General features: G+C 39.2%; 25 protein-coding genes, 1 tRNA gene and 3 pseudogenes. 23 read left to right on the forward strand and 6 right to left on the reverse strand.

Annotated features, from left to right (window positions below):
* Positions 1 to 1746 (reverse strand): immunoglobulin-like domain-containing protein (locus PCORN_RS17140; protein WP_149024254.1); only part of this gene is annotated, 1746 nt, incomplete at its 3' end.
* 488 nt (positions 1747 to 2234) lie between these two features.
* On the opposite strand from PCORN_RS17140, the gene PCORN_RS04350 reads away from it, so the two are divergent.
* The 6 genes and pseudogenes from PCORN_RS04350 (at position 2235) to PCORN_RS04370 (ending at position 7212) form a co-directional block, all read left to right on the forward strand.
* Positions 2235 to 3353 (forward strand): M20/M25/M40 family metallo-hydrolase, encoded by a 1119-nt coding sequence (locus PCORN_RS04350; protein WP_036077906.1) that lies wholly within the window; start codon positions 2235 to 2237, stop codon positions 3351 to 3353.
* Positions 3354 to 3445: 92 nt separating this feature from the next.
* Positions 3446 to 4003: pseudogene (locus PCORN_RS04355) on the forward strand (YitT family protein); the annotation flags it as partial.
* 148 nt (positions 4004 to 4151) lie between these two features.
* Positions 4152 to 4286 carry a DUF2179 domain-containing protein gene (locus tag PCORN_RS21220; RefSeq protein WP_241433071.1) on the forward strand — a complete coding sequence of 45 codons (135 nt, stop codon included), beginning with the start codon at positions 4152 to 4154 and terminating at the stop codon, positions 4284 to 4286.
* Between the two features lie 33 nt (positions 4287 to 4319).
* On the forward strand, positions 4320 to 5483 hold the full coding sequence (locus tag PCORN_RS04360; protein ID WP_036077908.1) for a hypothetical protein: 1164 nt from the start codon (positions 4320 to 4322) through the stop codon (positions 5481 to 5483).
* Positions 5484 to 5609: 126 nt separating this feature from the next.
* Entirely contained in the window at positions 5610 to 7016 is a 1407-nt protein-coding gene (gene gad, locus PCORN_RS04365) for a glutamate decarboxylase (RefSeq protein ID WP_036077910.1), read from the forward strand.
* Positions 7017 to 7139: 123 nt separating this feature from the next.
* A tRNA-Asp gene (locus tag PCORN_RS04370) sits at positions 7140 to 7212 on the forward strand.
* A gap of 75 nt (positions 7213 to 7287) precedes the next feature.
* On the opposite strand, the pseudogene PCORN_RS04375 reads toward PCORN_RS04370, so the two are convergent.
* The 4 genes and pseudogenes from PCORN_RS04375 to PCORN_RS04390 all read right to left on the reverse strand — a co-directional run bounded on the left by PCORN_RS04375 (position 7288) and on the right by PCORN_RS04390 (position 9170).
* Positions 7288 to 7609, reverse strand: a pseudogene (locus PCORN_RS04375) (putative heavy metal-binding protein).
* Between the two features lie 110 nt (positions 7610 to 7719).
* Entirely contained in the window at positions 7720 to 8103 is a 384-nt protein-coding gene (locus PCORN_RS04380; protein ID WP_149024255.1) for a hypothetical protein, read from the reverse strand.
* A 28-nt stretch (positions 8104 to 8131) separates the two neighbouring features.
* Complete coding sequence (locus PCORN_RS04385; RefSeq protein ID WP_036077914.1) at positions 8132 to 8665, reverse strand: hypothetical protein; 534 nt, start codon at positions 8663 to 8665, stop codon at positions 8132 to 8134.
* 25 nt (positions 8666 to 8690) lie between these two features.
* Positions 8691 to 9170, reverse strand: coding sequence for an AcpB/EbpR/MafR family transcriptional regulator (locus tag PCORN_RS04390; RefSeq protein ID WP_036077916.1), 480 nt, complete (start codon positions 9168 to 9170; stop codon positions 8691 to 8693).
* A gap of 212 nt (positions 9171 to 9382) precedes the next feature.
* On the opposite strand from PCORN_RS04390, the gene PCORN_RS04395 reads away from it, so the two are divergent.
* The 13 genes from PCORN_RS04395 (at position 9383) to PCORN_RS19745 (ending at position 21654) form a co-directional block, all read left to right on the forward strand.
* Entirely contained in the window at positions 9383 to 10096 is a 714-nt protein-coding gene (locus tag PCORN_RS04395) for a Crp/Fnr family transcriptional regulator (RefSeq protein ID WP_036077918.1), read from the forward strand.
* 152 nt (positions 10097 to 10248) lie between these two features.
* Positions 10249 to 10965 (forward strand): Crp/Fnr family transcriptional regulator, encoded by a 717-nt coding sequence (locus tag PCORN_RS04400; RefSeq protein WP_036077921.1) that lies wholly within the window; start codon positions 10249 to 10251, stop codon positions 10963 to 10965.
* 302 nt (positions 10966 to 11267) lie between these two features.
* Complete coding sequence (locus PCORN_RS04405) at positions 11268 to 11747, forward strand: CpsD/CapB family tyrosine-protein kinase (RefSeq protein WP_241433066.1); 480 nt, start codon at positions 11268 to 11270, stop codon at positions 11745 to 11747.
* Between the two features lie 444 nt (positions 11748 to 12191).
* Entirely contained in the window at positions 12192 to 13628 is a 1437-nt protein-coding gene (locus PCORN_RS04410) for a toxin Cry1Ac domain D-VI-related protein (RefSeq protein WP_036077922.1), read from the forward strand.
* Between the two features lie 87 nt (positions 13629 to 13715).
* Positions 13716 to 14738, forward strand: a complete 1023-nt coding sequence (locus PCORN_RS04415; protein WP_036077924.1) for an immunoglobulin-like domain-containing protein — start codon at positions 13716 to 13718, stop codon at positions 14736 to 14738.
* 548 nt (positions 14739 to 15286) lie between these two features.
* Complete coding sequence (locus tag PCORN_RS04420; protein WP_036077926.1) at positions 15287 to 16171, forward strand: toxin Cry1Ac domain D-VI-related protein; 885 nt, start codon at positions 15287 to 15289, stop codon at positions 16169 to 16171.
* Positions 16110 to 17369 (forward strand): toxin Cry1Ac domain D-VI-related protein, encoded by a 1260-nt coding sequence (locus PCORN_RS04425; protein ID WP_036077928.1) that lies wholly within the window; start codon positions 16110 to 16112, stop codon positions 17367 to 17369. The genes PCORN_RS04420 and PCORN_RS04425 overlap by 62 nt, the downstream gene beginning before the upstream one ends.
* On the forward strand, positions 17365 to 17889 hold the full coding sequence (locus tag PCORN_RS04430; RefSeq protein WP_277620162.1) for an immunoglobulin-like domain-containing protein: 525 nt from the start codon (positions 17365 to 17367) through the stop codon (positions 17887 to 17889). The genes PCORN_RS04425 and PCORN_RS04430 overlap by 5 nt, the downstream gene beginning before the upstream one ends.
* Positions 17837 to 18472, forward strand: coding sequence for an immunoglobulin-like domain-containing protein (locus tag PCORN_RS04435; protein WP_206537423.1), 636 nt, complete (start codon positions 17837 to 17839; stop codon positions 18470 to 18472). Before PCORN_RS04430 ends, PCORN_RS04435 begins: the two co-directional genes overlap by 53 nt.
* A 251-nt stretch (positions 18473 to 18723) precedes the next feature.
* Positions 18724 to 19395 carry a GDSL-type esterase/lipase family protein gene (locus tag PCORN_RS04440; protein ID WP_277620156.1) on the forward strand — a complete coding sequence of 224 codons (672 nt, stop codon included), beginning with the start codon at positions 18724 to 18726 and terminating at the stop codon, positions 19393 to 19395.
* 34 nt (positions 19396 to 19429) lie between these two features.
* Complete coding sequence (locus tag PCORN_RS04445) at positions 19430 to 20113, forward strand: carbohydrate-binding protein (RefSeq protein ID WP_036077937.1); 684 nt, start codon at positions 19430 to 19432, stop codon at positions 20111 to 20113.
* A 31-nt stretch (positions 20114 to 20144) separates the two neighbouring features.
* On the forward strand, positions 20145 to 20600 hold the full coding sequence (locus PCORN_RS04450; RefSeq protein WP_036077939.1) for a toxin Cry1Ac domain D-VI-related protein: 456 nt from the start codon (positions 20145 to 20147) through the stop codon (positions 20598 to 20600).
* Positions 20601 to 20622: 22 nt separating this feature from the next.
* Complete coding sequence (locus tag PCORN_RS19745) at positions 20623 to 21654, forward strand: immunoglobulin-like domain-containing protein (RefSeq protein WP_036077941.1); 1032 nt, start codon at positions 20623 to 20625, stop codon at positions 21652 to 21654.
* Between the two features lie 84 nt (positions 21655 to 21738).
* Here the strand turns inward: PCORN_RS19745 and PCORN_RS04460 are convergent.
* A pseudogene (locus PCORN_RS04460) lies at positions 21739 to 22678 on the reverse strand (L-lactate dehydrogenase).
* Positions 22679 to 22941: 263 nt separating this feature from the next.
* Here PCORN_RS04460 and PCORN_RS04465 point away from each other — a divergent pair.
* The 4 genes from PCORN_RS04465 to PCORN_RS17145 all read left to right on the forward strand — a co-directional run bounded on the left by PCORN_RS04465 (position 22942) and on the right by PCORN_RS17145 (position 25577).
* Positions 22942 to 23571: a 50S ribosomal protein L25/general stress protein Ctc gene (locus PCORN_RS04465; RefSeq protein ID WP_036077943.1), complete on the forward strand. Its 630-nt coding sequence runs from the start codon at positions 22942 to 22944 to the stop codon at positions 23569 to 23571.
* A 243-nt stretch (positions 23572 to 23814) separates the two neighbouring features.
* On the forward strand, positions 23815 to 24018 hold the full coding sequence (locus PCORN_RS04470; protein ID WP_036077944.1) for a hypothetical protein: 204 nt from the start codon (positions 23815 to 23817) through the stop codon (positions 24016 to 24018).
* 19 nt (positions 24019 to 24037) lie between these two features.
* Entirely contained in the window at positions 24038 to 25069 is a 1032-nt protein-coding gene (locus PCORN_RS04475) for a right-handed parallel beta-helix repeat-containing protein (protein ID WP_051999252.1), read from the forward strand.
* A complete protein-coding gene (locus PCORN_RS17145; RefSeq protein ID WP_051999253.1) occupies positions 25026 to 25577 on the forward strand; it encodes a hypothetical protein in 552 nt (183 codons plus the stop codon). The genes PCORN_RS04475 and PCORN_RS17145 overlap by 44 nt, the downstream gene beginning before the upstream one ends.
* Positions 25578 to 25624: the final 47 nt, after the last annotated feature.

Genomic DNA, 25624 nt, shown 5'->3' on the forward strand with positions numbered 1-25624 from the left:
GGAATCCGTCACGCTGTAGGTTACGTGATACGTTCCTACTTTCGCCGTGTTGACATCGTTCGCTGTAATCGTGATTTTGCTCGTCATGTCACCATCTTCCACATCACTTGCGCTTACTCCTGTTAGTGGATTGAAGGATGCTCCTTTTTTCATTGTCTTATCTGTTGCGATAATTGTTGGAGCATCATTGCTTGTCACGGTTACTGTGATCGTTTTCGTTGTTGTATTGCCATCGGAATCCGTCACGCTGTAGGTTACGTGGTACGTTCCTACTTTCGTTGTGTCCACATCATTCGAGGTCACTGTAATTTTGCTTGTTACATCACCATCTTCTGTGTCACTTGCACTGACACCTACTAATGGATTAAAACTCACACCTTTTTTCATTGTTTTGTCTGTTGCACTAATTGTTGGTGCATCGTTGCTTGTCACCGTTACTGTGATTGTTTTTGTTGTCGTGTCCATGTCAGAATCCGTCACGCTGTAGGTTACGTGGTATGTTCCTACTTTTGTTGTGTCCACATCGTTCGCTGTTACCTTGATGGCACTTGTCAAATCGCCATCTTCAGTATCCGTTGCGGTCACGCCTGTTAGCGCATTAAAACTGTCGCCTTTTTTTAGTGTTTTGTCTGTTGCGGTTATGGTTGGGACAGAATTTGCGATGACTGCTACACTTGCATTTGCTGTATTTGCGTCATATTGGTGGTCGGTAAAGCCTAAGTCATAATAACTTGTTGCAACACTTGTTTGCGCAGAAGCTGTTTCTGTAATGCCTTTTAGTCCAATACTTATTTTTGCAGTACTATCGTCTGGAATACTAGCTACATTCACAGTCAATGAATGTGATGCCACGTCATAAAGTACATCCGATGTTGCTATACCATTAATTGTAACTGTATCCGGGATGTAATCTAATTCTTTTGGAAGTGGAATAGATAAATTAACATCTCCTGCCGCCATCCCACCAGCATTAGCTACATCAATCAAATAATTCACTTGCTTGCCTTTTTTCACTGTCGATTGGCTATATGAATTTGACACAATCAGATTTGATGGTGATGAAAATACGATGTTATCTAGTAAGTTACCAGTACCTTTGTTACCATCAGCTGTTGAAACGGCTTCAAACTGGAATCGAGTGATATCTTGTCCTTCTGGAATGGTATAAGTGCCTTGGTAAGTCTTCCATTCTTTACCGGTAGACATTGTTGCTATCACTTGCAAATTATTTGGAGCGCCAAATTTAACTTCGGCAACATCTACACCCACTCTGCCTCGATGAGATACTTTCCATCTTATTTTCGTTCCTGGTTTTGTTACAACATCTTGATAGAGTGCAGATATCATATTTGCGTTTATTTCTGCATATTGGTTTCCTTCGGGGGCCACTACACCTTCGTAATTTCTCTGAATCTCAATTAGATTATCTGATGCTGTTGTTTCCCAACCTGGTACTTCGGAAGCGTCAAACATGGCATACTTCGCGCTTATACCTGAGATATCTGGTTCTTCAAATCCCCCATTAACTAGCTTAATAACTTCTTCCGGCTGCGCTTGAAGGCTTGTTGTCGTATTAGTTGCACCTAGTACTGATTGAAGCGTACCTCCATTGTACTCTGCTATTTTCTGTTCTGCTTTCATGGCGTAATTTTGTGGAGTTTCTGTGCTCATAGCATGTGTCTGGATTGGTAAACTAGCACACATTACGAATGCCGCAGTTGCAATCCCCATTTTTTTAATCATCATTATTTTACTGCCTCCTCTTTTTTTAGCGCACGATGTTGTTATAGCGCGCTCTTAGAAAGTAGTATACCAGCATTGTGTACTTGAAAAAATACATAGTTTCAGGTATTTTCACTTATTTTATGTATTTTTAGACACAATTAGCTGTTTTTTCGTATCCCTTAATAAACGAACCAATTGCATCATTCAAAAACGTTGCAGCCCAATGGTTTACAGAGCGCTTAAAAAAGCTACCTCTCCAGTAATAATATTAATCTCTGTTCATTTTCCATAAAAATACAAATAACGAGAACCTACAAAGCAATTAGGCACGCCAGTCTAAATTAGAAAGGGATATTATTCCTTCGAAAACGAAGAGGAGTTATGAAATTGGTTCAAACATAAAACTAGGTTTGAGATAAAAATATAACGGGAAAATCGAGAGTATACATCAAATTGACTACATACAATTATCAAAAAAATCAGCAAACGAGAAAAGGGAGGAATCAACAATGGTTAACAGCAACCGATTAGTTGACACGTTTATCGAGCTTGTCCAAATCGACTCAGAAACGAAGCATGAAGGGAATTTTCAAGCATTTTTAAAAGCACGATTTAAGTCGCTAGGTCTTGAGGTAAAAGAAGACGATACGATGGCAAAAACGGGTTTTGGCGCTAATAATTTATTATGCCGACTACCTGCAACCACCGATGCCGACGCGATTTTCTTTTCTTGTCACATGGATACGGTTACACCAGGCGTGGGCATCAAGCCACAGATCAAAGATGATACTATTTATTCAGACGGCACAACGATTTTAGCGGCCGATGATAAGGCGGGTATTGCGATTATGTTGGAAACAATCCAATTAATCAAGGAAAACAACACACCACATGGAACGCTAGAATTTGTGCTTTCGGTCGGAGAAGAGAGCGGATTGATCGGCATTAAAGCCTTTGATATGAGCGAACTTACCGCGAATTATGGTTTTGTTTTAGATACAGGTGGACCAGTCGGCAGTATAACAGTTGGTAGCCCGACGCATGCAGGCCTTGAAATCGAGATTCACGGAACCGCAGCACACTCAGGGATTGAGCCAGAGAAAGGAATCTCTGCTTTAGAGATTGCAGCAAAAGCAATTTCTAAGATGAAACTAGGACGTATCGATTTTGAAACGACCGCAAATATTGGTATAATTAAAGGAGGAACTGCGACGAATATCGTGATGGAACACGTTCGGCTGGTTGCAGAAGTTAGGTCAATCAACAGCGAGTCCTGCGAGGCGCAAATACAGCACATGAAAGACTTATTCGAAAAAACGACAGCGGAAATGGGTGGCGCGATTACAATAAAAGTAGAGATGAAATACGGCGGTTACCATTTCGATGCCAATACAAACGTAGTCAAAATTGCAACGAAAGCGATGGCAGTGCTCGGCATGACGGCAAACCATGAGACAAGCGGTGGTGGCAGTGACGCCAACATTTTTAACGAACAAGGAAAAGAAACAACCAACTTATCCATCGGCTATGAAAAAATTCACACCGTTCACGAATATATTCCCATTCGCGAACTAGAAAAAGCGACGGCATTAGTGTACGAAATTGTGAAACATGTGGCATCGAAATAAATGCCTTGTTCCGCAAGCCAAAAAGTCGCGACACAAACTGCACCTTTCATAGACGGAATCAAGATAAGACTAATCAGAGAGAAGGTGTTTAAATGAAACATTTAGTGAAACAATTTTTACTCGTAGCAGTTTCTATTGCGCTTATCGGTGCCAGTATTAATCTCTTTCTTGCGCCGCATCATATTGCAGCAGGTGGCGTGACCGGTATCGGAATTTTAGCCGAGCAAGCACTTGGAATTCCGATAGCGATGACAGTACTTGTTCTGAATATTATCATGCTTATTCTAGCGTTTATTTTCTTAGGACGCGCCGTGTTTATTCGGTCATTCCTTGGAAGCCTACTTTTACCGATATCATTGGCAGTTATTCCAGAAGTTATGCTAGCACAAGATCGCCTACTATCCGTTATTTTCGGTAGTATGATTTTTGCGATTGGTGTCGCGATTTTGTACCGCATTGAGGCGTCTAGTGGCGGAACAACGATTCCACCGCTTATCCTCAAGAAATATTTTAACTTGAATACATCGCTTGGTCTCTTATTAGTCGATTCGATTATTGTTATTTTCAATATTTTCATATTCGGGGTAGAGGAGTTCCTATTCGCTATACTCTCACTTGTTTTAGTTGCCATTATTATGAATTATTTAGAAACAGGTCTCAAAAAACGCAAAGCCGTGATGATTATGAGCGATCAAAAAATAGAAGAAATCAAGACTGGATTATTAGAAGAATTGGGTCGTGGTATCACTGTTTTCAACGTATCAGGCGGATATACAGGCAGCGAAAAAAACGATGCTGATGGTCGTTTTAGAAACGCGCGAATACCAATCCGTCCTGAAAATAATCAATACATTAGACAAGAAAGCCTTTGTCATCGCCTACACGGTATCAGAAGTACACGGACTTGGCTTCAGTTATCATACAATTGAATAAAAACTAAGCATACAACAAAAGGGGGGATTAATCATGAATCCAGTGACAGCTTTTACGATTATCATGCTCATTTGGGTAATAAGTGATTTCGTTTCAAAAAAAACTAAGTCACTTATTTCATCATTACTGGTAGCGTCCATCATTTTCCTGGTGGGCTTTAAAACAAATATATTCCCAGAAGACTTACTTAGCAGTTCTTCACTACTAGCCCTTGGTCAGACAGTTGTTGGCTTTATCATCGTCCATATCGGAACCATGATTAGCCTCGATGAACTGAAAAAACAATGGAAAACTGTTGTGATTGGTGTTGCGGCAGTATTCGGTATCGCCGCCTTCCTTTTCCTAATAGGTTCGTTTTTCCTAGATGAGAACTTTGTCATTGCGGCCATCGGTGCGATTAGCGGCGGAACCATTTCGGTCATTATTGTGCAAGAATCCGCACTAGCATCGGGACTATTACTAGTGGCCGTTTTCCCAGTTCTAATCGCGGCGTTCCAAGGGTTAATCGGATTCCCGCTGACTTCCATTATTTTGCGTAAAGAAGCAAACCGCATCAAAGGAGAATACCGCGCTGGAAACATTCAAGTAGAAAAAGCAGAAGTGCATCATGATGAAGCGAAAACGATGTTGCCAAAAGCACTACAAACAACAGCAGGGACACTGTTCGTTGTCGGCGTTGTGGTGATGCTGTCAATTTACATTGATACCATCACAAACGGCGTTCTAAATACCTTTGTAGTCGCACTATTATTTGGTATCGCCCTACGCGCATTTGGCGTTATCAAACCGAACATCTTAAGCGGTATCGATGCTTACGGTCTAATGATGTTAGCCATCCTAATCATTATTTTCGGACCACTAGCTACATCTTCCGTCGATGATCTCGTTGCCCTCATTGGCCCACTTTGCATCGCATTCGCTATTGGTGTAAGCGGAAGCGTCATTTTCTCCGCTGTCATGGGGAAAATTCTTGGCTACAGCATCTCGATGTCGATAGCGATTGGGCTCACGACGCTGTACGGATTCCCTGGAACCATGATTTTGAGTCAAGAAGCCGCGAGAAGTGTTGGTGAAAACGAACAAGAAATCGCGGCAATCGAAGGTCAAATTTTACCGAAAATGATCATCGCAGGTTTTTCAGCAGTAACAATAACTTCGGTCGTGCTCACGAGTATTATAGCCGAACTGATTCATTAGTCATCAAAAACAGAGAAGGCCTCGCGGTTTTTCTCTGTTTTTGCATGCCCATTTTATAAATAAGTTTGCCAGCACTCAAAAGAGGATATGGTACGTAGAAGACATTAAAAAAGGAGCTGACCATACATGGCGTTACTCGGTGGAAATAAGAAGGATTCAAAGCACGATGAAATACGGTTGTTCTATGGGGAAGGCTTATCCGAACAGCCACTTCCGCGTTACGAAATACCAGCAGACACGATGCCGGCTGGGGCCGCGTACGATTTTATCATGGATGAACTGCGTGATGAAGGCAGCGCCCGTCAAAACTTAGCGACGTTCGTGCAAACCTGGATGGAGCCTGAAGCACAACAACTTATTATGAACACGCTCGATAAAAATGCGGTCGACAAATCGGAATATCCACAAACCGCAGAAATCGAAGAACGTTGCGTCAACATTATCGCGAATCTCTGGAACGCGGATCAACGCGACGAATTCATTGGCACATCAACAGTCGGTTCATCCGAAGCCTGTATGCTAGGCGGAATGGCTGCACTTTTCAGATGGAAAAAACAAGCGCGTGATCTCGGCTTAGATATGAGCAAGCGTCCAAACATGATTATTTCATCAGCGTATCAAGTCGTTTGGGAGAAGTTCGGCGTTTATTGGGATATCGAATTACGCGAAGTCCCGGTGACCAAAGATTGCCTCGCGCTCGATCCAGACAAGGCGGTCGACCTGATTGATGACTACACCATTTGCATCGTCGGCATCATGGGTTTAACCTACACAGGCCGCTATGATGACATCAAAGCACTAGACACCGCAATCACGGCCTATAATGAAACAAGTAAGGTAAAAGTCTACATTCACGTGGACGCCGCGTCAGGAGGCTTATACACCCCATTTATGGAACCAGACCTAGAATGGGATTTCCGTCTCGATAACGTCAAATCCATCAATACATCCGGTCACAAATACGGCCTCGTCTACCCCGGCGTCGGTTGGGTCGTTTGGAAAGACAAAGAATGGTTACCGAAAGAACTCGTATTCAACGTCAGCTATCTTGGCGGTGACATGCCAACCATGGCCATCAATTTTTCCCGTCCCGCCAGCCTCATCGTAGCCCAATACTACCTATTCCTGCGCCTTGGTTTCGAAGGCTTCCGCCAAGTCCACTCCCGCACACAAAAAGCCGCCAAATACATCACAAGCGAACTTGAAAAACTAGGCATGTTTGAAATTATCAACGGCGCCAATCAGCTTCCCGTCGTGGCTTGGACCCTGAAAGAAGACACCGACGTCAAATGGGACTTATACGACATGTCCGATTTCTTGCGGATGCGCGGCTGGCAAGTCCCGGCCTATCCACTACCCGCAGATCTAGAAGAAACAGTCGTCCTGCGCGCCGTCATCAAAGGCGATTTCAGCTACGACTCCGCACTTCTCTTCGTTCGCGATTTAAAAGCCAGCATCGAAAAATTGGAGAAATCTCATATTCTACCAAGCGCAAACAAACACCCCAAGAAGTCCCACGGCTTTACACATTAACCAACGAAAGAGGGCTAAACATCGTGATTTGTCCTCTTTTTTTGAAAAACTCCCGAAAAGAGCTTGACGCAGCGGCTGAAACATGTTTTAATAAGGGAGTGCCAAAAATGGTGCAGCATGAAAGGTTCCGTGGTGTAGGGGTTAACATGCCTGCCTGTCACGCAGGAGATCGCGGGTTCAAATCCCGTCGGGACCGTCAAATAAGAATCGCGTTTTGTTTAGGATTTCATTATCCCAGACAAAACGCGATTTTTTTGTTATAGATTTAGTTTTACGCCAGGACAACCGCGGTTCCAGAAGCCGTCACCATCAACATCCCATTATCCGCACCAAGTACTTCATAATCGATGTCTACGCCAACAACGGCATTCGCGCCAAGTTTCGCCGCGCGTTCTTCCATTTCCCTGATTGCTTCCTCGCGAGCCGCCACTAACTCTTGCTCATAGCCCTCCGAACGTCCACCGAAGAAATTACGCAATCCCGCACCAATATCCTTCATAAAATTAACCCCTGTAATTACCTCGCCAAAAAACAATCTGCTTATACTCTACAATCTGTTTGCCATCTACACTCGGCGTTGTCGTTGAAATCATGTCCCATTACCTCCTGATTTTTATGATGTTAGGACATTAAAATAGCATATTCAGCCAGAAAATACAAAAAATCACTGAATCCATATGCTAAATCCCTAGTATTATAAAATTTAACGAGATTTTTGAGTGATAATTTTTTGCAACTGGTCCAAATCTCGTTTAGCAGGAGGCATATGCCATACAAGTACGGGGCTGTCATTTGGCGGATCTATCGGGAAGTCACTGATAATCAGGTCATATTGTAGCAAATGCTCTGTCGGCTGCAACTCCTCGCAAAACACGACTAACTCCTCCGAGTAATATTGACGAATCTCTATTTTCATATATTCTTCCCATAAAAAGCCGTTTTTTGAAATGATTTTCACATGAAGTCGCTTAGCAGAATCCGCATTCAATAAAGCGATGTTAAATAAATCATGTAAATATTTTAAAATAGTAGGCTTATTATCTTTTACATATTTATAACCAGGGTGCCCCTCATATTTTGATAACACGGCTTCGATATCCGCAGCATCGATTTTATTAGGTAAGTACTTGGTGGAAAAAAAAGTCAATATCAAGAATCAAATTGGTTTTATCAACAAGAGCAAAGCGGGTTAAATAATCAAGCACGCTTACTAAAATCAGATCATAATCAAGTGAGTTATTGTCTAATATACCAACCAAGTCTTTGGCTAACCTGTACCGTGGGGAGCGAAATTTTTCGTCGTATTGAATCCGAAATTGAATTTGTTCACGTGTTACGTAGGTGAATGTCGTCAAAAAGAAGACTAGCAAAATCATATACCGATCAGCAAGGTCTAAATCAGTTCCAATACATTCCTCTAAATCACTAAAATCAAGATCACTTATTTTATAATAAGCAGCTACATCAGCCCAAGAATCCATCTTTTCTTCTGCTATATCAATTAAAAATCCTTGCTTGATACGTGTTAAGGAAACTCCAATAGCTATGGCATATTCCAAACGTGAACTTAGAGAGAAAAATATGTTGGAATGACGCTCTAATTTTTGGATGAATTTGTTCACACTGTCAAAATCAACATCATCCAGCATCCAACCATAATATGGATGAGCTTTGCTAAAGAGGTGGAAATAAAAAAAAGCGAATATTAATCTCATTACCCTGAATTTGTAAAGGTGTAGTATTCAGAATTAACCTACTCTGGGCTAGAAATGTATCAACCTCTTTTAACTTTATATAAAGAGAAGCAAGGCTGACAAAATGAAGCTTAGCCCACTCTTGAACATTAAGGGGGCTATTCCCGAAAATCGACAGGGACAGTTGGAATAAGTCACTTGTACTAATCATGTAGGCAGTTAAATAATCAAAGTTTACATCATCGGCAACTTTTAGAAATACTTGGCCATCTTCTTCTATAATGTGTGACATATTTTCTGGGAAACGTTCATTTAGAAATGCAATATCACTATTCAGTGTGTTGAGAGATGATTTAATGGATTCAAGCAACTCCTTTTTAGAGAGCCGATCAGTAGCAAAAAATAATTTATTCAGTAACGTTAAACGCCGATAAGATGTTGCTGGAATAATATACTTCATTGCTTGTACCTCCTTGTAATAGTTACTCATAATCCTAAAGCTATTCTAGTTAAAGGTCAAATAGGAGGCATGAAAAATAGTATATTTCGACAAATAAATTCAATAAATCGCTATATTTGCCGAAAAATAATCCATTAATCTAGAACAGCGATAGTAATCTTCCATGATAGTATCGATATTGTAGTTATGAATAAAAGATGGAAGTGATAAAGATGATGAAGGCTCCACAAACAGGAGAGATGCAATTTTTATATAATTCAGATGTAGTTAATGAAGAGTTCAACGAATATAAATTTTATTATTTTTTACAAAAAGATATGCTTTATCCATTACAAGGCACGATAAAACAATTCAAAAAACACGAGTTTCTAATTAACGAGAAGGATAGCATAAACGAGATATACTTCATACAAAGTGGCTACGTAATGGCGATGAAAAGAAGTTCACAAGTTATCGATTTTTATACAAAGTCTGATATTTTAGGTTTTGATGGCTTGCTATTATCAGAGTTAGCAGAGCATTCATTCGAAGTAATATCTGATGAAGTAACAATCATGAAATATAAAAAAATAGACATCATCGAGAAAATACTAAATTTGCAAGAAGGTTATTTTTATCATTATGTCCATATGCAAAACCAAGTAAAGCGTCTGTTAGAAAAAGAAGAATTGCTAAGGCTTCCCTCCGAAAAGCGAATTGGTTTCGCCTTGCTTCAAATTATTAAAAGATACGGAGAAGGAAATAGGCGTAGTGGGATAGTGCCATTTCCGAAGCATATCAATAAGGGGATTCTAGCCAAGTATACAAACCTTAATCCGAATACAGTAACCAATGTGTTGCAAAAGTTTCAAGAAGAATCCATCATTCAAACAATTCAGCGAACGATGCATATTAATCTAACCAAGTTACAATCTAAATTGGCCTAAAATGAGTACAAATGAAACCATAGCTACCCTGTGATTCTACAAAATACATTTTTCTATGCAGTTATTTAGAATAAGCCAGTTCTTGCTGAATTAGTTGGTAAAGTATAAACAAGGCAAGAGAAATGTTGGGAAATTTCGTAGGAGGTAGGAGCATGAGAAATAATATCGCCGAGATGCAATTTTTATATAATCAAGAAAGTATTTCCACTCAGTTCAGCAAAGAAAAGTTTCGTCAATTTCTACAGGAGGATATGATATTCCCGTTGACAGGGGTTAAGAAGAAGTACCGTAAAAACGATATCATTATCTCAGAAGGGCAAGCGGTAAACGAAATCTATTTTATTGAATCTGGAGATGTTGTAGCCAGGAAAGAGAGCGAGAAAGTCATTGATTTTTTTGCGAAAAATGAAATCATCGGCTTAACAAATCTCTTACTAGATAGTCAGTCGGAGTATTCGGTTCAAGTGATATCCAGTGAACTTGTTGTCACGAAATACGATAAAGAAAGCATCATCGAAAAAGTAATCAATACACAAGAGGGCTATTTCTATCATTACGTTCATATGCAAAATCAAGTTAGTCGAATGATGGAAAAAGAAGAACTCCTCAGACAACCAGCAGAACAAAGAATTAGCTTAGCACTACACACTTTGGTTACAAAATTTGGTGAAGCGACAAATGATCCAGATCTTACAGGTTTTCCGAAATCAATCAGTAAAGGTATGATTGCACAATATACCAATTTGAACCCAAATACTATCACTAATATCTTGCAAAAATTACAAGAAGAGGGGATTATTTACCCTGCGAGAAGAGCATTCTACATCGATACTTTCCAATTACAACTCAAACTAGACAGTATTTTATGAGTTAGGTATTCCGACGCTAAGAAGCAATGTAAAAATATCAGAAAATGGGGAAGGATTGAATTAAATGTACCTATTTAAAAAGAAACAAGCTGTTGAATCACGCCACAGACGTAAAAAAACAAGTGAGCCACAGAAATTAATCGCCAAGTTAAACCCAAAATCACCATATTCCGAACTATTCCGTTCCATCCGTACGAATATCGAATTCTCAAGTGTCGATAAAGAAATGAAATCGATCCTTATTACTTCCTCAGAGCCTGATTCTGGTAAATCAATCATTTGTGCCAACCTAGCTGTCGTGTTTGCCCAACAAGGAAAAAAAAACGCTCCTTATCGATGGCGATTTACGCAAACCAACAGTAAAAAAAATATTCCCAGAAGCAACGACACATGGTTTAACAGGAATCTTAACAAATAAGATCACAATCAACGAGGCCATTTGCGATACCGATGTAGAGGATTTGTATGTATTACCAGCAGGAATTGTTCCACCAAATCCATCCGAGCTACTAGGTTCCGAGAAAATGAAACAAGTATATGCCGAACTTTACGAGCAGTTCGACCAAATCCTGTTTGATACTCCACCAATACAACTCGTTGTTGACGCCCAATTGCTCTGCTCACTTGTTGATGGATCCATTCTACTTGTCCGCAACGACCATTCTTCCAAAGAAAATAGCAAAAAAGCCTTGCAAAAAATGCAGACAGGAAAAGCACACATACTTGGTAGCATCTTCAATAACAGTAAAATGAAAATGGACGGATACTACTACGCTGAATAATATGTAGGATCATTCAACTAACAAAAAAACTCGAAACCATTAAATAACGATCGCGTATTATCAAGGATTATTTATCCTTGATAATACGCGATTTTTATTTTGCCTAGTATGAACAAAACCTAGAGTCAAGTTTAGTTAATATCAGTAATGGAGTAGTTGTATACATATCAAGTGAAAATTTGAACCACTAGAGACGGATTTTTTACGTGTCAGCATGAGAGGTTGGAGCCAAGCAGATGAACCTTTTAGATTCTTTTTGAAAATACAAATTCTAACAAATTGAAAAGTGGAATCAATAATTTAGAATAAGCAAGAATCGCTAATAAAGCGTGATAATATGTAGATACAGAGCAAGACAGGCAGCACAGAGAAAGGTCGAATATTAGGAAACAACCTCAATAAGAATATAGTAATACAAATAAAAATTAGGAAGAAGGAATTATTTTGAAAAACAAGCAAATTAAGAAAATGGTAAGTGTATTGACGGTAGCATCTATTCTAGGAACGAGTATTGTAACACCACTAAGTGTGTTTGCGAGCCCGGCATTGGCAGCAGAAGGAACGCAAACAGTATCAGCACCCACTTATCCAGTAGGTGGAAATGAATTTGTGAATTTCAGCGGTAATCTTAGCGCTCAGAATGCTTTTTTCCAACAAGTAGATATTACGAATGATCTTCTCTACATTGATATGACACTTGTATATAAAGGTTACGGAATTGAAGTAACTATGCCAGATGGCGAAATTATTAAATACTATAAAAAAGCAGAGAAAGGTATACTTGAATATTATACACTTGATCTAAAAGGAAGAGCAGCTGGTACGGTTCGATTAAAAACCTTGAATCCGAATGGTACGTACGAACGAGCAGCGGTAGCAACGGTACAATTAGTAGCGACTGGAAACACGGGCCTATCACTTTCTAACTACGGAACTGCTGTATACGGATTGTTCAGCGACAGTACCTTCACAGCATTGGCAGCCAATGTAACACAAAGTGATATTGATGCGGCCAAAGCATTAGCAGCGAGCGTCCCAGCTTCAGCAGAAAAAACAAGATTGACAGAGCTAGCAGACAAAGCGCAAAAACTGCTTAACGATAGTATCGCAAAAGAAAATGACGCTCGTAACGCAGTAAATGCACTATTCAATAACAATACTCCTAGCACAAATGTGATTAAAGAAACAACAGATCAAGCAGCAATCGATAATGCTCAGAAACTGATTAATGAAGTAGCAGATGTAGCGAAAAAAGCTGAAATGCAATCAGATTTGAATAAAGCAAAAGAGCTATTAGTAGCGCGCATCGCATTAGAACAAGAAGCCACAGCAAAACAATTAGCAGACCAAACAGTAAAAGGGCTATTTGAAAACAATGACCCAACAAGCGATAAAATAAAAACGACAACAGATCAAAGCGCAATTAATGCAGCACAAGAAACAGTTAATGCAGTAAAAGACCCAGTCGCAAAAGAAGCATTACAAAAAGAAGTAGACCGTGCAAAGGAATTATTAAAAGAACGTAGCGAAGCAGCCGCGGCAGATAAAACACAACAAGCATTAGCTACCTTCCTTGTAAAGCAGTTGTTTGAAAACAACACACCGACAACAGATGCAATCAAGAGCGTTGTAGGTCAAGAAGAAATTAATAACGCGCAAGTAGAAGTAGACCGTATCCAAGACCCAGCGATAAAAGCAGTATTACAAAAAGATTTAGATCGCGCACAAACATTGTTAAATGAGCGCAACGAATCTGAACTTACAGCAGCAGAACAAGCACGTCAAACAGCCGCAACAAAGGCTGTGAAAGAGCTATTTAGTAACGACAACCCAGCAACAGATACAATTAAAACGACAACAACACAAAAAAGCGATAGATGACGCTAAAAAAAGTGATGGATGAAGTAACAGATACAACAGTAAAAGCAGCACTACAAAAGGATCTAAATCGTGCACAAGAACTATTAAATGAGCAGAAAGCAGCAGAACAAGCAGAAAAAAACTCGTCAAGAAACGGCGACAAACCTTGTCAAAGATCTCTTTAAAGACAATACGCCAACTACAAACGCGCTCAAAGACACAACAACACAAGATAAAATCAATAATGTACAAAAAGCAATTGACGCAGTAACAGATGAAGCGGTAAAAGGAGCACTACAAAAAGATCTAGACAAAGCGAAATCACTTTTAAATGCGGCTAACGTAACTACAGGAAATGCATCACCAAAAGAATTTACAATAGGTACAGACAAGTACGTAACTGGAACATACACTGGCGACGTGAAGAAACTATCTATATTTGTAAACGATGTAGAATATACTGGCGGAGCATTAAAAACAGACGGAACATTCAGTTTTTACGCACAAGACAAAGGCATCAAGAAAACAGATACTATCTTTGTAGTAACATACGATAAAAACGGCAAACAATTATCAAAACAACAAGTGAAATTTAGCATCATTACAGAAGGTAAAATCACGCCGACAGAAATGACAATCCCAGGCGACAAAAATATTGTAGGAACATATACAGGTGATGTAGCCAGTATTACTGTTGATGTGGATGATAAAGAATATAAAGGCGGAACAGTAGCCGATGGAACGTTTAAATTCTACAGCCAAGATAAAATTAAAGTAGCGACTAGCAAAGTAATTGTAAAAGCTTATGATGCGGCAGGTAAACTGCTAGACACGAAAACAGTGAAATTAAAAGCAGTAGTAGCAGTAACAAAAGGCAGCGTTACACTAGATACCTTCACAGTTGGCGATAAAAACATTACAGGAGTATACACAGGAGATGTGAAGTCATTCATGGTAACAGTAGGAGAAACTTCTTACAAAGGCGGAACATTAAATGCAGACGGTACATTCAAATTCTACGCACTAGACAAAATCAAATCAGCAGATGAGATTGTAACGATACAAGCATTAGATAAAGTAGGCAAAGTATTAGATACAAAAACAGTAACAGTTGCAGAATTGATCAAATAATTAATTGAAACAAGAGGAATGTTTATAAAAAAGTTTATAAACATTCTCTCTTTTTTATGTAGTACAGCTGCAATAGAATTAGCTTGACGACTGAGGAGGTGCATGCCAATTGTAAAAAAAGCATATAAAATCGGTGGGATTCAAGAATATATTTGAAAAAAATCTAGCAATTACGTTTCGATTTTACAGATAGATAGTAATCGATGCGTTAACGTCAATATTTATTATACATGCAAGCATACTATCAATTTTTAATAGAATATAACAACGAAGATAAGGGTTAGAATGCTGGTAGAGAAGGATTTCGAATAGAATACCTGACTATTTTAAAGCGAAATAGTAGAGGAATAAGGCACGACTATTAAAAAGAAAGTCATAAAAGGTTCAAGAACATGTGCTTTTGAATCTATATTACTAGAAAACGGACTTTAATTTCTGTTCTATACTAATGAATGTAGTCACCACCAAGGTAACGTGTTAGTAAAACAGTGAGTATCTAGGTCTGGTGAACTCGACAAATATTAAAACAAGGAAGAGGTATTATTTTTATGAAAAAGCAACAAATTAAGAAATTAGTAAGTACATTAACAGTAGCATCTATCATCGGAGCGAGTGTGGTAACTCCATTTAATGTTTTCGCAACCCCCGCTCAAGCAGCAGAAGGAATTCAAGCTACAGCATCAGCACCAGTATATGAGTCAACAGCGAACAAATTCCAAAATTTCACAGGGAATCTTAGTGGTCAAAACGCTTTTTTCCCAATGGTGCAAATCACTAACGATATTCTTTACATTGATATGACACTTGTATGGAAAAATTACGGAATCCGAATAATTCTACCGACTGGTCAAGTTATCGACAGATATAAATCTTCAGACAAGAACGTATATGATTATTATACAGTTGATTTGAAAGCCCTAAATGGCGGAACGATTCAATTGAGAACGTTAAACCCAAATGGTTCGTATGAGCGTGCTGGAATAGCGACAATCTATCTAGGTTCATCAGGCAACACGGGTGTCGCAATTAACACATACGGTCAAGCAGTATACAACTTGTTCAGCGACAGCACATTTACAAAACTTGGTGCTAACATAACTCAAAGTGATATTAACGCAGCAAAAGCATTAGCAGCAAGCGTACCAGACTCTGCTGAAAAAACAAATCTAACTAATTTAGTAAACAAAGCTCAAAGTCTTCTTGATGCTGACAACAAGAAAAAAGATGACGACGCACGGATTGCGGTAAATGCACTTTTCAACAGTAACTCACCAATCATAGATGTAATCAAACCAGAAACAACGCAAGGTTCAATCAATGCAGCACAAGGTCTAGTAAATCAAGCAACAGACCCAGTGAAAAAAAGCACAAATGCAAACAGACCTAGACAGAGCAAAAGAACTACTAACAACACGCGATGCTTCACAATCTGAATCAGCAAAACAAGCAGCTGCAAATAAAGCAGTGAAAGAATTATTTGTTAACGATTCACCAGCAAGCAACGAGATCAAAGCAGTAACAAACCAAAAAGCAATCGACGACGCGCAAACAACAATCAATGCTATTGTTGATCCAACAACTAAAAGTGCACTACAAGCAGATCTAAACAAAGCGCAAGCCTTACTAGACGCTCGTGGCAGTGCCGATCAAGCAGATAAAGAACAACAAGCGGTTGCAGGCTATCTTGTAAACCAATTATTCAAAGATAACGCACCAAAAACAGATGCAATTAAAGATGTAACAACACAAGCAAAAATTGATGAAGCACAAATCCAAGTAGACCTTGTAAAAGATCCAGCAGCACAAGTAGCACTACAAAGAAACTTGAACCGTGCCCAAACGCTTTTAAATGCTAAAAATGCTTTAAATCAAGCAGAAAAAGATCGTCAAGTAGCAGCAGCCAATGCAGTAAAGGCATTATTCACAAGTAACGATCCAGCAACAGATGCAATCAAACCAACAACGAGTCAAAAAGCAATTGACGATGCACAAAAAGTAGTAAATGCAGTAACAGATCCAGCAAAACAAGTAGAATTACAAGCAGATCTTGATAAGGCACAAGAGCTTTTAGATGCAGCGATAGCAGCAGAAAAAGCAAAACAAGCAGCAGCAGATAAAGCGGTTAATGCATTATTCACAAACAATAGCCCAGCAACAAACGCAATCAAACCAACAACGAATCAAAAAGCAATTGATGATGCACAAAAAGTGATTGACGGATTAACAGATCCAACGAAAAAAGCAGCATTACAAGCAGATTTAGATAAAGCACAAGGCCTATTAGATGCAGCTGTAGCAGCAGAAAAAGCCAACCAAAAAGCAGCAGATGATGCAGTCAATGCGTTGTTCACAAACAATAGCCCAGCAACAAACGCAATCAAACCAACAACGAATCAAAAAGCAATTGATGATGCACAAGAGGTAATTGATGGCGTAACAGATCCAACGAAAAAAGCAACACTACAAGCTAACCTAGATAAAGCACAAGCTCTTTTAGATGCAGCAACAGATGGTGCAGCAGCAGAAAAAGCGAAACAAGAAGCAGCAACAACAGCAGTAAACGAGTTATTCACAAACAATCTACCAACATCAAACGCAATCAAACCAGCAACAAATCAAAAAAGCAATTGATGACGCACAAAAAGTAGTAAGCGCAGTAACAGATCCAACGAAAAAAGCAGCACTACAAAAAGACTTAGATAAAGCACAAAGCTTACTAGATGCAGCAACAGCAGAAAAAGCGAAACAAGATGCAGCAACAAAAGCAGTAGATGAGTTGTTCACAAACAACCTACCAACATCAAATGCAATCAAACCAACAACAAATCAAAAAGCAATTGATGACGCACAAAAAGCAGTAGACGCAGTAACAGATACAGCTAAAAAAGCAGCACTACAAAACAATCTAAATAAAGCCAAAGAATTGTTAGCCGTACCAACAGCAGGAACAGTAAAACCTAATGAATTTACAATTGGTGATAAATATATCACAGGAACGTATTCAGGTGACGTTGCTAGTATATCTATGCTATTAAACGGTGAAAATAACAAATTTAATGGCGCAGCTTTGAAAGATGGCGAATTCAGCTTCTATGTAAATGACAAAAAAAATCAAGAAAACAGACGTAGTAATTATGGTAGCATACGATAAATCAGGTAAAGAATTGTCACGCCAACAAGTGAAGTATCCAGCTATTTCAGTAGGAACAATTACACCGAAAGAAATGACAATCCCAGGCGACAAGAACATTACTGGAACATATACTGGCGATGTAGCTTCGATTACAGTTGGAGTTAAAAGAGGAACAGCAGAAGAAGTAATTTCCAAGGGTGGTACAGTGAAAGACGGTACAATCACTTTCTATAGTAATGATAAAATTAAAGCAGCTACAGATGTAGTAACAGTGAGAGCCTATGATACATCAGGTAAACTGCTAGATACAAAAGTTGTGAAATTAAAAGGAGTAGCAGTAGTAACAACAGGAGAAATCGCACTAGATACTTTCACAGTAGGTGACAAAAACATTACCGGTACATTCACGGGTGATGTGAAGTCAGTGAAAGTAACAGTTGGAGGAGCTCCATACAGCGGTGGTACATTCAACGCTGATGGTACATTCAAATTCTACGTATTTGGTAAAACAATATTAGTTGATGATATCATCGAAATTCAAGCATTAGACAAAACAGGAAAAGTACTAGATACAAAAACAACAACAGTCTTAGCAAAATAATGTAATAGGTTAGAATAGAGAGTTTGGGACAGAGCCAACAGAGCATATCATTGCTTTGCCGATTTATCGAGGCTAAGTCCCAGGCTCTTTCTTTAAAATTATAAGTAGCAAAAAGTTAAAGGAGCGAATTATGAATATCAAAAAAAATAACCCGTATCCCGATTCTATTGAGTATTGCAGCGCTAATATTTAGTATGATACCCCTTACACCGCAAGCCACGACCGAACAATTTATTCCCACGGTAAATCTTATGACTACAGTTGGGAGTGAGGTTCAATTGCCTAAAGAGGTAGACGAAGCAAATAGCCAATATAAACTGTCAAAAGTAGCAGTTAAGTGGGATCCTATATCATCCGAAATATTCGAAAAAACTGGTAAATATGAGATATCGGGCAAAACAATCACTAGTAGTCAATCAGTCAAGGCTCTGATACATGTTTTTTCAAATAGCAAACCGATTAATATAGCAGCAGTGGGAGACAGCATCACATTTGGGATGAACGTTGAAAATCCATCTGCTAACAGTTATCCTAAACAGTTGAACAATAGATTAGGATCAAAATATAACGTGATGAATTTTGGGAATAGCGGTAAAACGTTGTTGGAAAATGGGAATGATCCATATATTAAAACAAGCGAATACACAAATAGCCTAGGATCAAATCCAGACGCGGTAATCATCCAATTAGGAACTAACGATGCGAAACCAACCAATTATTCTAAAATTAATAATTATATTGATGATTATCTGAAGTTGATAAATAAATACAAAGCGTTGAACACAAAACCAATTATTTATATCTCAATACCACCAAAGGTTGAAAAAAATATATACCTTATTGAGCCAAGTAATGTAGAAAAAAATTCTACCGAAAATAGTCGAAACTGCACAACGCGCTGGGCTAGATATTTCCATTATTGATAACAATACGGCATTATTAGGTGCAGGAGAATTCATGCCAGATGGCGTCCATCCTAACGCTAAGGGAGCAGCTATTTTAGCCAATAATGTATATCATAGCTTGACCGGAGAACAACCAGTTTTAACAGGGGAAGTCCCAGTGAACGCCTATGATACAAGCTATGGCGCACTGAATACAGTGAACTCAAGTCAAGATTTAGTCCTAACAAACATAGCAAATCAGAACTGGGTCTCTTTTAAAAATGTGAATTTGGATAATAATATTGGCGAAATAGAACTAACGGCTAACTCTCTATATGACAACGTAACAGTCGAAGTTAGATTAGGTAGTCCAGAAGGTACGAAAATAGGAAGTAAGTTATTAAATAAGTCTAGCTCAGGGACATCAAATATTATTAAAATATCTAAAACAACCGGTAACCAAAATATATTTTTCGTATTCACTAATCCTTCTAGTAACGCAAGCACAGAAATTGCCAAAATAGAGGCAGTGGATTTCAATTATGGCACCCAGAAAAATGGATCACCAGTATACAAAGATGGAAATCAATTTCAAAATATAATGGAAGAAAGCTATGCTTCTCAAAATAAATATTTAGACAATGTTTCTATCATAAATGATCGCCTAGTTATTGATATGACGAGTCTTTGGAAGGGATATGGTATCAAAATAGAACTACCAAACGGCGAGGTGTTGAGAGTATACAAAAAAAAGTGAAACAAATGCTTCGGAAATCTATTCACTGGATTTGCGTAATCGTAACCTATCAGGTGGATTCATTCAATTAAGAACGCTAAATTCAGCGTTTTGGGGTGAAAATAGTTATCAAAATTCGACTATTATTAAATTACCACTAACGCCGACAGGAAATGGTGTAAACTTAACTGAATTTGGCCAAGGAATATACAACTTATTTAGTGACGATACTTTTGAAACACTTCAAGTAGAAATTACGCAAAAAAATATAGATCTAGCACGAACCCAAATGCCTGAAACGCCAGAATCAGTAGAAAAAACGAGGCTTATTGAGTTATTGAATAAGGCAGAGCAACTATTAAACCCAGATAATACAGAACAAAAAGATGCAGTGTACGCTGCGATTAATAATTTCTATGAAGAAGAAAATTCCCAATTAGCAATTTTAAAAAAGTACAACAGATCAACAAAAAATCGACAACGTTCAAGCGTTAATAAACACAATTAGCAATACTTCACTAAAAAATGAATTGCAAGTCGAGTTAGACATCGCAAAGCAACTGCTAGAAAAACGAACAGCAAGAGAGCTAGAAATCAAAACAGACGCAAGCAACTCTCTGAACGAACTTTTCCAAGATAATCAAGTAACTAGCAATGAAATAAAAGACTCGACAAATCAAAAGGCGATTGACACAACACAAAACCTTATTAATGAAATTTCTGATAGTGAAGTACGCGCAGATTTCCAAACAAAACTAGATAAAGCTCAAGCGTTACTAAATGCTCAAACGATAGCTAATGGGAATCTAGACTTAAATGATTTTCACATCGGTGCCGATAAATACGTGACTGGAGAATACAGCGGGAATATTGCAAGAATTTCTTTTGTTCAAAATGGTGAAGAGTCGAAAAATTCCTCGTTGAAAAATGGTGTGTTTAGCTTCTATGCTAACGATAAAAAAATTAAGAAAACAGATGCTATTTTTATGGTTGCTTATGATCAAAACGGCAAGGAGATAGTACGACAAGAACTTAAAATCATTGCAGAAACCACGGGTAAAGTAACTCCAGCAACAATGGCGATCCCAGGAGATAAATATATTACAGGAACTTATACTGGTGATGTCGCTCGAATGGAAGTAACCGTGAATGACGTCCTCTATAAAGGCGGTACACTGTCTGGTGGGACATTCCAATTTTATTCTAATGATAAAGTGACAAAAACGACCGATGTTGTTGTAGTGCGCGTATTTGATAGTAAAAACAAGCAACTTGATAAGCAAGCCGTTTCTATCAAAACACTGATACCAACACAAGGCTCTATTACAATAGCTGGAGAAGTGAACGTGGGGACTAAAAATATAGAAGGTACATTTACGGGTGCTGTTCATTATTTAGTCGTGACGGTAAATAATACGCCATATAAAGGTGGAACAATAAGTAAAGATGGTACGTTCAAATTTTATATATTGGATAAATTAAAGAGTCAAAGCGATATGATAACCGTAGAAGCTTTTGACAAATCTGGTAAATTACTAGATACAAAAGTAATCAAAAAATAATTTTCAGCAAACAAAAAACACCTGGTTTATGAATATAATCAGGTGTTTTTTGTGCAAAATATAAAATTAGGTTCAAGTTTACTATCAATAATCTTTCATCGCATCATCCAACACTTTTTTCAAAGTAGCTGCGGAATTCGCCATTTCTTCTTTCTCTTTGTCATTCAATTTCATCTCAACAACGTGGCGCACACCTTTACGGTTCACGACAGCCGGCGCGCCGATATACACGTCATCCAAGCCATAATGCCCGTCCATGTACACAGACAGTGGCAAAATCGCGTTTTCGTTATTCAGAATCGCTTTTGTAATCCGGGCAAGTGCCGCTGCAATCCCGTAGAATGTCGCCCCTTTTTTTATTGATGATCTCATAAGCCGCATCACGAACACTCACGAAAATCGTATCCATCGCACCTTGCTCACTGTCATCGATCCACTCCGTAATTGGCAGTCCACCAACCGTTGTGTGGCTCCAAGCTGGAAATTCCGTATCGCCATGCTCACCAAGAATGTAACCATGGACGTTACGCGCATCGACTTTCAAGAAATCCGCAATCGACATCCGAAAACGCGCCGTATCAAGACTCGTACCAGACCCAATCACGCGCTCTTTTGGCAGGCCAGAGAATTTCCAAGTCGCATAAGTAAGAATATCGACAGGGTTCGACGCAACTAAGAAAATACCGTCAAAACCGCTCGCCATCACTTCGTCCACAATTGATTTCATAATACGTATATTACGGCTCACAAGATCAAGTCTAGTTTCACCAGGTTTTTGCGCCGTACCAGCTGTAACAACAACGATATCCGCATCGTGACAATCACTATAATTCGCTGAGTAAATTTTCTTAGGCGCTGAGAAAGGTACCGCATGACTTAAATCCATCGCGTCCCCAATCGTTCTATCCTTATCTATATCAATGATTCCGAATTCTTGCCCGATATTGAGATTCACACAAGCAAATGCATAACTAGAACCAACTGCTCCGTCTCCAACTAAAATGATTTTTTGATGATCTTTCATTTTTAAATTCCTCCTTCAAAAAATACGATCTACTAGTACAGTATAACACGCAATCTTCATTTGTGAAACCATGAACTACTTGCGATTTGAAAAGTGTTATACTAAAAACATGTAAGCGTTGTGATACAGTTTTTGCTAAAAAGGATTCTTCCTATCTTTAGCCTTAAATAGCGCAACGTAAACCCTTATTGTTTCATTTTTTTTTCAGAAAGGGTATATGATGGAGGTGTACAACATAAATTGAATGAGTGGAGTGATTTTTTATGGCAACAACATTAGAGGTCCAGAAAAGAGAAACAAAACCGCATTCGAACATAACGTCTATCCGTAATGCAGGTAGAATTCCAGGTGTTATATATGGTTACAAGGCAGAAAACGTGCCAGTTTCCGTAGACTCTTTAACATTTATTAAAGCAGTTCGAGATAATGGCCGAAATTCCGTATTTTCAGTATCGGTTGACGGAGCAAAATTAAATGTACTATTACATGATTACCAAATAGACCCGTTAAAAGGGGACATCGAGCACATCGATTTACTAGCGGTAAACATGTCTGAAGAAGTGGAAGCGAACGTGACAATCAACCTTGTTGGTGAGTCTAAAGGCGTTAAGCTAAGCGGCGTACTACAACAAGTTCTTTATGAGATCACTGTTTCTGCAACACCAGACAAATTACCGGAAGTAGTAGAAATCGATATTACAGATCTTGATATCGGTGATGCGATTACGGTAACAGACATTCCTAAAAATGGCGACTACGAAGTGATTACTGAGGGCGAAGAAGTCATAGCGGCTGTTTCCGCACCGCGTACCGCTGATGAGCCAGAAACAACAAGTAGCGCAGTAACAGAACCAGAAGCGTTACATGGTTCAGACGAAACTCCTAACAAATAAATTTTAATATGATGGAAACCGAGTAATGAGGGCGATCGATTTGCCTCCATTGCTCGGTTTTTTTGTCATGTTCACAATTTCGACACATTTGTTCACAATTACACGAAGGTTTACATATGTTTTAGAACGGGGAAATAGATTTAAGTAAGCAAACAAGCCATTTGTTAAAAATGTAAGGAAGAAATTAGATGGCTTTAAATTGTAATTAATTTTACTTTTATAGAAAATTAGGGGGTAGTGAAGATGAAAAAAGGAATTTTACTGCTTCTCAGTTTTGCGATGGTCTTGATGGGCGGATTACTCATCCAAGGCGCGAATGTAAAAGCAACGACATTAAATCTAAAACCAGGCGCAACGACGGAAATCAAGGCTCATAACACCGAAGTCTTACAAACCGCCATCAATACGTCAAAAACCACCTATCACGATTCCAAAAGGGAATTTTGAAGTAGTAGGAAGTATTATTTTGAAATCAAATGTTACATTGGTGGGGGCAACTGCGAACCCGGCCGACTCTAAAATCACGCTCAATAACGGTCCGATGACGACAGAGACAGGCAAAGGCATTACGACAGTGAACAATCTGCAACTGCGAAACTTCACGCTCCAATACAATCCAGATATGCCAAAATACGATTTCCAAAAACATAATGTATACGTGTACCAAAGCAATTTACTCGAAATCGGCGCAGTACCAAAAGCAGAAGCTACGGCGAATTATCATGCTGTGTACAAAAAGCCGACAAAAAACAATATTCAGGTTCAAAACATGATTTTAAACGCCAATCAAGTAGGTTCCGCGGCGTTAAGTATCGCCAAGGCGACGAACGTAAATATTTCTAATAATCAAATACTTAATTCAGGACTACAAAGTGGGATCACCGCAAGCTATACAGACGGATTACGAATCGACGGCAATATCGTGAAGAATTCCGGCCGTTCCGGTATCAGTTTGTACCAAGGAAATGGCTCAGCCAAAGCCCCCGTCTACATCCGCAATAATAAAGTTATTGATTGGATGGAGCGTTTCGGCGGTTATCACTATAACGCGGCCAAAGCGGCTAAAATCGCGCCCGACATGATGCTTGACGGCGGAATCGACAGCTACGGTCCAGCCAATAACTACGTTTATATCACTGGCAATAATGTTTCCCTACAAAAAGAAAACAATAAACGCATCACTGATAACCAAAAAATCGAGCAAAAATGGGGCGTGAAAAATGCGCGTTACGTTGGCTATACAGGTATTAGAGGCAGCGGCATCGCGCACGCCGTCTACCAAAATGATATTGTCACCATCAATAGTCCCGACGCGATTTCCTTCATGACCTTCAACCTGCGACTCCGCAACACATACACAGCACCCAAATACATTTTAGTCGAAAAAAAACAAATTTACCGCCCAAAATATCAGTTTTCCGATTCGAATTTTCGGAGGAGCGAGCGATGGCAGTTTGGCATCCGGCATTACGATTCGCCAAAATACGTTCACGATTAACGGCGACATCCCGACCTACTACAAAACCCTAATCGACGTCCGCGAGAAAACCGAGACAATTGGCGGCAAACTAACCTATTTCGGCACATCGCTCGTGACGGTTACCGGCAACAAAATCACCAGCAAAAACGTGAAGCAAATCGTCGCTGGAACCCCGATTCGTAAGCTACCAGTCGTGGATACACTATACATCGGTCAAAACACACTAAACGCCAAGCCATTTCAAAAAATAGGAGGCTATCTGGACACTGTGATTCAGCTCCCAACTTACAAAAAAGGCATCATCAGCGGCGGCATCATGCGCTCATTCACTGACACGTCGACCAAGACGATTCAGCTGAGGGACACTACGGGAAAAGCACTGACCAAGCCAATCACACTCAAAACAGGACCACTAGTGAATTTCACGCTGAAGCCTATTTACAGTCCAAAACCAAAAGTTCTGTGGATTACGAATAAAGTTGGAACGAAGAGCGTGACGAAAAAAGTACCGCTGTATTTATTTTAGAAATAAGTGATGAAGAGTAGAGCCAGGAATGCGTCGCGATGCATTTC

It is taken from the genome of Listeria cornellensis FSL F6-0969 (assembly GCF_000525855.1).
GTDB lineage: Bacteria > Bacillota > Bacilli > Lactobacillales > Listeriaceae > Listeria_A > Listeria_A cornellensis.

What these genes read in the sequence shown, in the direction of transcription:
- PCORN_RS04420 (WP_036077926.1), top strand. Translation starts at nt 15,287, where the DNA reads ATGAAAAAGCAACAAATTAAGAAATTAGTAAGTACATTAACAGTAGCA.
- PCORN_RS04360 (WP_036077908.1), top strand. Translation starts at nt 4,320, where the DNA reads ATGAATCCAGTGACAGCTTTTACGATTATCATGCTCATTTGGGTAATA.
- PCORN_RS04400 (WP_036077921.1), top strand. Translation starts at nt 10,249, where the DNA reads ATGAGAAATAATATCGCCGAGATGCAATTTTTATATAATCAAGAAAGT.
- PCORN_RS04465 (WP_036077943.1), top strand. Translation starts at nt 22,942, where the DNA reads ATGGCAACAACATTAGAGGTCCAGAAAAGAGAAACAAAACCGCATTCG.
- PCORN_RS04350 (WP_036077906.1), top strand. Translation starts at nt 2,235, where the DNA reads ATGGTTAACAGCAACCGATTAGTTGACACGTTTATCGAGCTTGTCCAA.
- PCORN_RS04440 (WP_277620156.1), top strand. Translation starts at nt 18,724, where the DNA reads ATGACTACAGTTGGGAGTGAGGTTCAATTGCCTAAAGAGGTAGACGAA.
- PCORN_RS04390 (WP_036077916.1), bottom strand. Translation starts at nt 9,170, where the DNA reads ATGAAGTATATTATTCCAGCAACATCTTATCGGCGTTTAACGTTACTG.
- PCORN_RS04435 (WP_206537423.1), top strand. Translation starts at nt 17,837, where the DNA reads ATGACAAAAAAAATCAAGAAAACAGACGTAGTAATTATGGTAGCATAC.
- PCORN_RS21220 (WP_241433071.1), top strand. Translation starts at nt 4,152, where the DNA reads ATGGTCGTTTTAGAAACGCGCGAATACCAATCCGTCCTGAAAATAATC.
- PCORN_RS04425 (WP_036077928.1), top strand. Translation starts at nt 16,110, where the DNA reads ATGCAAACAGACCTAGACAGAGCAAAAGAACTACTAACAACACGCGAT.
- gad (WP_036077910.1), top strand. Translation starts at nt 5,610, where the DNA reads ATGGCGTTACTCGGTGGAAATAAGAAGGATTCAAAGCACGATGAAATA.
- PCORN_RS04395 (WP_036077918.1), top strand. Translation starts at nt 9,383, where the DNA reads ATGATGAAGGCTCCACAAACAGGAGAGATGCAATTTTTATATAATTCA.
- PCORN_RS04445 (WP_036077937.1), top strand. Translation starts at nt 19,430, where the DNA reads ATGCCAGATGGCGTCCATCCTAACGCTAAGGGAGCAGCTATTTTAGCC.
- PCORN_RS04385 (WP_036077914.1), bottom strand. Translation starts at nt 8,665, where the DNA reads ATGCTGGATGATGTTGATTTTGACAGTGTGAACAAATTCATCCAAAAA.
- PCORN_RS04470 (WP_036077944.1), top strand. Translation starts at nt 23,815, where the DNA reads ATGAAAAAAGGAATTTTACTGCTTCTCAGTTTTGCGATGGTCTTGATG.
- PCORN_RS04415 (WP_036077924.1), top strand. Translation starts at nt 13,716, where the DNA reads ATGAGCAGAAAGCAGCAGAACAAGCAGAAAAAAACTCGTCAAGAAACG.